This window comes from Nocardia sp. Tas62D01, assembly GCF_055232035.1.
In genome coordinates this window covers 2,510,262-2,516,202 of the sequence record NZ_JBUYUZ010000001.1, presented here as the reverse complement: position 1 = coordinate 2,516,202, position 5,941 = coordinate 2,510,262, and the positions used below count along the sequence as shown (strand labels likewise).

General features: G+C 66.1%; 8 protein-coding genes. 3 read left to right on the top strand and 5 right to left on the bottom strand.

Annotated features, from left to right (window positions below; translation table 11 throughout):
* Positions 1-30 precede the first annotated feature (30 nt).
* From ACV7NQ_RS12445 to ACV7NQ_RS12435, 3 genes are read right to left on the bottom strand one after another with little or no spacing between them, the layout of a single operon-like run.
* Positions 31-609 carry an ATPase gene (locus ACV7NQ_RS12445; protein ID WP_463359778.1) on the bottom strand — a complete coding sequence of 193 codons (579 nt, stop codon included), beginning with the start codon at positions 607-609 and terminating at the stop codon, positions 31-33.
* A gap of 30 nt (positions 610-639) precedes the next feature.
* Positions 640-1,122, bottom strand: coding sequence for an anthrone oxygenase family protein (locus ACV7NQ_RS12440; RefSeq protein WP_463359777.1), 483 nt, complete (start codon positions 1,120-1,122; stop codon positions 640-642).
* Positions 1,119-1,679: a peroxiredoxin-like family protein gene (locus ACV7NQ_RS12435; protein WP_463359776.1), complete on the bottom strand. Its 561-nt coding sequence runs from the start codon at positions 1,677-1,679 to the stop codon at positions 1,119-1,121. Before ACV7NQ_RS12435 ends, ACV7NQ_RS12440 begins: the two co-directional genes overlap by 4 nt.
* Before the next feature lie 72 nt (positions 1,680-1,751).
* On the opposite strand from ACV7NQ_RS12435, the gene ACV7NQ_RS12430 reads away from it, so the two are divergent.
* Positions 1,752-2,363 (top strand): TetR/AcrR family transcriptional regulator, encoded by a 612-nt coding sequence (locus ACV7NQ_RS12430; protein WP_463359775.1) that lies wholly within the window; start codon positions 1,752-1,754, stop codon positions 2,361-2,363.
* 50 nt (positions 2,364-2,413) lie between these two features.
* On the opposite strand, the gene ACV7NQ_RS12425 is transcribed toward ACV7NQ_RS12430, so the two are convergent.
* Entirely contained in the window at positions 2,414-3,553 is a 1,140-nt protein-coding gene (locus ACV7NQ_RS12425; RefSeq protein ID WP_463359774.1) for a GDSL-type esterase/lipase family protein, read from the bottom strand.
* A gap of 110 nt (positions 3,554-3,663) precedes the next feature.
* On the opposite strand from ACV7NQ_RS12425, the gene ACV7NQ_RS12420 reads away from it, so the two are divergent.
* Complete coding sequence (locus ACV7NQ_RS12420; protein ID WP_463359773.1) at positions 3,664-4,140, top strand: MarR family winged helix-turn-helix transcriptional regulator; 477 nt, start codon at positions 3,664-3,666, stop codon at positions 4,138-4,140.
* A gap of 1 nt (position 4,141) precedes the next feature.
* On the opposite strand, the gene ACV7NQ_RS12415 is transcribed toward ACV7NQ_RS12420, so the two are convergent.
* A complete protein-coding gene (locus ACV7NQ_RS12415; protein ID WP_463359772.1) occupies positions 4,142-4,813 on the bottom strand; it encodes a TetR/AcrR family transcriptional regulator C-terminal domain-containing protein in 672 nt (223 codons plus the stop codon).
* Between the two features lie 96 nt (positions 4,814-4,909).
* Between ACV7NQ_RS12415 and ACV7NQ_RS12410 the strand changes: the two genes are divergently transcribed.
* Positions 4,910-5,932: an NAD(P)-dependent alcohol dehydrogenase gene (locus ACV7NQ_RS12410; protein ID WP_463359771.1), complete on the top strand. Its 1,023-nt coding sequence runs from the start codon at positions 4,910-4,912 to the stop codon at positions 5,930-5,932.
* Positions 5,933-5,941: the final 9 nt, after the last annotated feature.

Sequence of the window (5,941 nt, the reverse complement as noted above, 5' to 3'; positions counted from 1 at the left end):
CCGATACCGATATGCTCCGCGGCGTGCCCGCTACGCCGGGTTGGCGTGTTCCTCGGCGAATATCTTGCGGCACACCGGCGCACAGAACACGTAGTCGACGCCGTCGTGGGTGAGGGTGAGCCGGGGTGTGGCGAGTTCGACGGTCATGCCGCAGACCGGGTCGATCGAATATCCCTCCGGCGCTTCGGCTCGGTTGCCGGAGTGCTGGTAGTCGGCGGTCATGAGCTTGGCGAGGTCGGTGCTGTCGGTCACCTGGCCGAGGGTGCCGACGGAGTGCTCCTTGCGCCCGACGATCTGCACGACACAGTGAGGTTCGTGCAGTAGCCGGTCCGGGTCCGGCTCGAACGCGACGATCGTGCGGGTGACCTTCGGGATCATGGTCGGACCGAATTCGGCGGCGTTGCTCCATGATCCGGGCACGGTGAGCCGGACCAGATAGCGTGGCGCGGCCTGGCGACTCGGCCCACCGGTCGCCCAGGTCTCCGGTTGATGCACGACCACGTGCGTCAGCTCGCGGACCTTGTCCATCACCGCGTCCGGGGCGGAATCTTCCGTGGTCAGCTCCCGCAACAGCCGCTCGGCGAGCTCACTCTTGCGTTCGGCGGTCATTGTCGGATCGGAGACGAACAGCTCGACACATCATGGGCGTGCTTCTTTCGCGGGTAGCAGAGTGAGGGTGACGATGAGAAGGAAAGCCGCCACGGCGCAGGCGGTTCGGGCGAAATGGAAGGCTTCCCAGCGGCTGAGGATCTCGGCATAGTCGTCCGGCGCGGACGTCACTGCCCATACCTTGATCTTCTGGTTGATCGGCACGTTGCCGAACCGAGTGATCAGAAACGAGGCCACGGCCGATCCCGTTGCGGTGCCCGCGATCCAGCGCTCGCGCGAGCGGGTGAGGAACGCGAGGACGAGACAGCTCGCGATGGTGAGGCCCATCAGGGTCTGCATGACGATGCCGTTGACGGCCATCAGCGCGGTGTGAAAGGTGAACCGCACATCCAGCGGTACCCTCCGGAACGCGTAGACCACGTTGACCGCGCCGTACCCGAATGCCCCCGCCAGCAGTCCGCCGGTCAGCAGGGCGAATGCTCTTGTAAGCGCAGCCGTTTCGACGTTCTTCAACGGCGCGGCTCCCGAGTGGGCACCAGTGCGAGCAGTTCGTCGACCGACCACTGGTCGTCGGCGTGCCGACCGAGTTTGCTTGCCGGCACCGTGCCGTCCGGTGCGATGAGGAAGTCACCGGGGAGGCCGAGGCGGCCGCCTTCCGGTTGGGGCGGGGGAGCGGGCTTGTCCTTGCGTAGCACCGGCGGCAGCGCGAGTGCGATACCTCGGACCATGGTCGGCCAGGCGCGCGGGTCGAGTAGTGCGCGTGGTGCGGACTCGATTCCGAACTCCTGATACAGGACGCGGGTCGGGTCGGCGATCAGCGCGAACGGCAGATCGCCTTCGTACTTGCGCAATTCTTCGGCGCTGGAATGGAATACGACGACCTCACGGACGTTGGCGGCAAGGATCTCGTTGTGCCGCGCGGCGATCGAACGCAGATGCAGATTGCACACCGGGCATCCGGCGAATCGGCGGAACTGTAGATGGATCAGGCAATCCGAGTCAGGAATCTGCACCGGGTTACCGGAGATGGTGGCCAGCTCGCGTGGGGTCACGGTGGATGGCAATGGCATGGGAAGCTCCCTTCGTAGGTGTACGTCGTACGCCTACGACAAGTAGGCGCGTGCCTTGTACGCTGTCAACTCATGCCACGTCCTCGTTCGCTGACGAAGTCCGACCTAGCGACCGCCGCGCTCGCGGTGATCGACCGTGACGGTCTGTCCGCGCTCACCATGCGAGCGGTGGCCAAGGAACTGCGCATGGCCACCATGTCGCTGTATCGCTACGTCTCGACCAGGGACGAGCTGGAACTGTTGGTGGTCGACCAGGTGCTGATCGCGATCGAAGTGTCGACGTCGCCCGAAGCCGACTGGCGCTACCGCGTGCTGATCCTGCTCGACCGGATGCGAGCCGCGATCTCCATCCATCCGGCGACGGTGCCGCTGGTGCCGCGCCACCGGAAGAGCTCGACCGCGACGTTGCGCTGGATGGAAGCCATGCTGTCCGTGCTCGCCGACGCCGGATTCGCCGGTCGGGACCGAGTGATCGCCCAGCGCACCGTGGTCGCCTACCTGCTCGGGTTCCTGGAGAACGAGCACTTCGCATCGATCCGTGGACCGGAGACGGCCGCTATCGCACAGTTGTCCGCCACCGACTACCCCTTCCTGACGCAAACGGCGGCGCAGGCCCGCACGATGTCGGTCGACGACGAATTCCACGGTGGTGTCGCGATTGTCCTGCGTGGCCTCACGCCGTAAATGCCGAAAGCCGTTGCCCTGGGGGACAACGGCTTTCGATACGTCGGTGATCAGCGGACGAGGGCGGCGATATCGACCGTGGCTGCCATCGCACGCGCTCCGGCATCGTTGAGGTGCATGCCGTCACCACCGTCGAATTCGGGGCGAATGAAATCGGGGTTGTCCGGATCCTCCACGGCGCGTGCGACATCGAAGACCGAGTCGAAAACGTCGGTGCCGCACAGCCATTCGTTCACGCGGAGGCGGGTGGGGAGGCTCTCGGCGATCGGGAGATCCGGGAAGGTGCAGCCGCCGTATGGGCCGATGGTGGCGGCGTGGATGGGCAGGCCGGCGGCGTGGGCGCGGCGGGCCAGTTCGGTGAATCCGGCGATGAGGTCTTCGGCGGTGGCCGAGGGTTGGCCGATCATGCCGCCCAGGATCAGGTCGTTGATACCGAAGTTCAGCAGTACCTGGGTAACGCCCGGCACGGTCAACGCATCGCGGTCGAATCGGGCGAGGGCGTGCTCGCCGACTTCGTCCAGCAGCAACCGGTTTCCGGCGATGCCCTCGTTGACCACCCAGCCGTGGTCGAGGCGGTCGTTGAGGGCGTCGACGGAGCGGCTGTTGGTGCCCAACGAGGTGCCGACGCCCTCGAACCAGGAGTCGCCGAATGCGACTGCGATCGGAATGCCGACGGGCGCAAGGACATCGATGCCGGTCACGTAGAAGCGGAGGGTGAGCTGCTCGGCGTCGGGAAGTCCGGGCGCGCAGACTTGGTTGCCATCGGCGACGAAGGCGTTCTCGGCGGGCATGTGCGAGAAGGTCGCGAGGCCGGTTTCCTCGGGCAGGTAGAGGCTCAGGCTCAGATCGACGCCCGCGGTGACGGCCAGGTCGATCGGATCGCTGATCACCTCGGCGCCCACCGGGATCGTCACCCGCTCGGCGCCGTCGAAGCGCACCACAGTGTCGGTGTCGAGCGCGATCTCATCGTCGGCCTTGCGCAGCGCGACCTGTGCGGCGCCGATCGTGAGCGGGGCGCGCCCGTAACGGTTGGTCAGCCGCACCCTCAGCCGCTCACCGCCGCCGGCCAGGTGCAGCACTTGGCGCACCGTCTGATCGGCGAACCCGCGCGGTTCGGTGAACTGGATCTGCCCGTACGGGCTCAGCACTGCGGATCGGAATCCGGCAACCCAACGGGTAGTTGTCGACATCGGGACCTCCAGTAGTTGACGTGAGGAATATTGCGTACGCATATATCTACTCCTGTGTATTCCTCGTGTCAACAGTCCGCGAATCAAACAATTGAGGGTAGGTTCGAGGTATGGACACGAAGGATCTCTTCGACGATCCGCGCATCACCGCCATGGGGCTGCTGTACGAGGCGCACGAGGGGCTCGTCGCCAAACTGGAGCCGATCTGGAAGGAGAACGGCCTGTCCGGGCTGGATGCCAATGCGCTGATTCGGTTGAGTCGCTCGCCTGGCCGGCAACTGCGGATGACCGACCTTGCCGCGCAGACCAATCTGTCCACCAGCGGTGTCACCCGACTGATCGATCGGCTACAGCGCGGTGGGCTGGTGCGGCGTGAGCCCGATCCCGCGGATCGGCGCAGCTGCTACGCGGTGCTGACCGCGGCGGGCGCGGCCCGGATCGCGCGGGTACTGCCCGCCTACATTGCTGGCATCGAGCGCTGGTTCGTCGGGCTGCTGACCCGCGATCAGTTGGCGGACTTGGCCGCCGGGCTGCGCATCATTCGTGACACGGTCAGTCCCGAGGCGGCCGCGCTCGGTACGGAGTAGTTCACACCGGCGGGTCGGACCGCAGCCGCTCCAGGCCGTCGAGGATCAGCTCGAGCCCGAAATCGAAGTCGGCGACACCATTGTGGGCGCCGGAGATGACCAGCTTGGCCAGTGCGTTCATGTGGGGGTGGCTCTCGGCGGGGATGAGCGGCAGGAATTGCTGTGCGGCCGAGGTGTATTCGGCGGGCGCGAGCGGAAAGTTGAGTTCCTGCAAGGTGAATCCGTAGATGTGGCTGTCCATCGCGTTCCAGGCGCGGTCGGCCTGCTGGTAGGTGAAGCCCGCCTCGTGCAGGCAGCCGACGGTGGCATCGATGTAGCGCAGCATCGCCGGGCCGACATTGATGCGGGAGCCGATGAGGCCCGTCGCCCAGGGGTGGCGCCGCAGCGTCTCGTGCGCGGAGGTGGCCCGCTTGCGCATAGCCGACTTCCAGTCGCGGTCGACCTTCGGCACCTCGATCTCGGCGACCACCAGGTCGACAATGCCGTCGAGCAGGTCGTCCTTGTTGGCGACGTGGTTGTAGAGCGACATCGCCTCGACGCCGAGCTCCTGCGCCAGCTTGCGCATGGACAGCGACTCGAGGCCGTTCGCGTCGGCGAATCGAACGGCGGTGCGCAGTACCCGATCGCGGCTGAGTGGGGTGCGGGCCGGCCCGGTGGCCGAGGTCTGGGGCATGGCCTCTCTTCCTTGACGGACTTACGGCGTAAGCGTACTGTTCCTGGTGGGCGACTTACACTGTAAGTGTGCCGAACCCCGGTGAGGACAAGTTCCATGGTTGAAGTGCACGATCCGCAGGCACGGGCAAAGGCCGAGGTCACCACCATGAACGCGATCGTGGCACCGTCGTATGGCTCCAGCGAGGTGCTCCGCTATGAGGTGGTGGACCGGCCTGTCGTCGGCGATGACGAGGTGCTGGTCCTGGTGCGCGCCGCCGCCGTCTGCAAGGGCGACGTCCACCTGCTGACCGGCAAGCCGTACCTGATCCGTGTGGGTTTCGGGCTGCGACGGCCCAAGCATCGGATTCCAGGACAGGACGTAGCCGGTGAGGTCGCGGCGGTCGGCCGCAATGTCACCGAATTCCAGGTCGGCGACGAGGTCTACGGCAAGACGCCCGGGGGCGGCTTCGCCGAGTATGCCCCCGTACCGGCGCGCCTTCTCGCGCCCAAGCCGAGCGCCTTCACCTTCGAACAGGCTGCGGCCGTTCCGGATTCGGGTATGACCGCCCTACAGGGTTTGCGCGACGTCGGGCGACTTCGCCCCGGCCGGTCCGTGCTCGTCAACGGCGCCTCCGGCGGCGTCGGCAGCTTCGCGGTTCAGATCGCCAAGGCGCTCGGCGCCGACGTGACGGCCGTGTGCAGCACCCGTCACATCGAGGCGGTCCGCAAGATCGGCGCCGACCAGGTAATCGACTACACCACAGCGGATTACACTCAGCACGACCGCCGCTACGACGTCATCTTCGACCTCGTCGGCAACCGGTCGCTGAAGGATTGTCGTCGCGTTCTCACCCCCGAGGGAGTATTCATCTCCTCGGCGGGTTCCCCCGGCGGGAACTGGCTCGGCCCGGTCATCTGGATCGGAAAAGTCGTGCTGACAGGCATTTTCGCCACCCAGACAATCAAGTCGTTTCTCATGCGCCCAACCCGCAGCGACCTGGACTTCCTGTCCGAACTCGCCGAAAACGGCACGCTGCGTCCGCTGATCGAACGGCGCTATCCCTTGGCCGAGACCGCAGCCGCGCTCGCCCACGTCGCCGCTGGGCATGCCCAGGGCAAAACGGTGATCGTAGGCTGATCACTGCCT

What these genes read in the sequence shown, in the direction of transcription:
- ACV7NQ_RS12445 (WP_463359778.1), bottom strand. Translation starts at nt 609, where the DNA reads ATGACCGCCGAACGCAAGAGTGAGCTCGCCGAGCGGCTGTTGCGGGAG.
- ACV7NQ_RS12435 (WP_463359776.1), bottom strand. Translation starts at nt 1,679, where the DNA reads ATGCCATTGCCATCCACCGTGACCCCACGCGAGCTGGCCACCATCTCC.
- ACV7NQ_RS12430 (WP_463359775.1), top strand. Translation starts at nt 1,752, where the DNA reads ATGCCACGTCCTCGTTCGCTGACGAAGTCCGACCTAGCGACCGCCGCG.
- ACV7NQ_RS12425 (WP_463359774.1), bottom strand. Translation starts at nt 3,553, where the DNA reads ATGTCGACAACTACCCGTTGGGTTGCCGGATTCCGATCCGCAGTGCTG.
- ACV7NQ_RS12420 (WP_463359773.1), top strand. Translation starts at nt 3,664, where the DNA reads ATGGACACGAAGGATCTCTTCGACGATCCGCGCATCACCGCCATGGGG.
- ACV7NQ_RS12415 (WP_463359772.1), bottom strand. Translation starts at nt 4,813, where the DNA reads ATGCCCCAGACCTCGGCCACCGGGCCGGCCCGCACCCCACTCAGCCGC.
- ACV7NQ_RS12410 (WP_463359771.1), top strand. Translation starts at nt 4,910, where the DNA reads ATGGTTGAAGTGCACGATCCGCAGGCACGGGCAAAGGCCGAGGTCACC.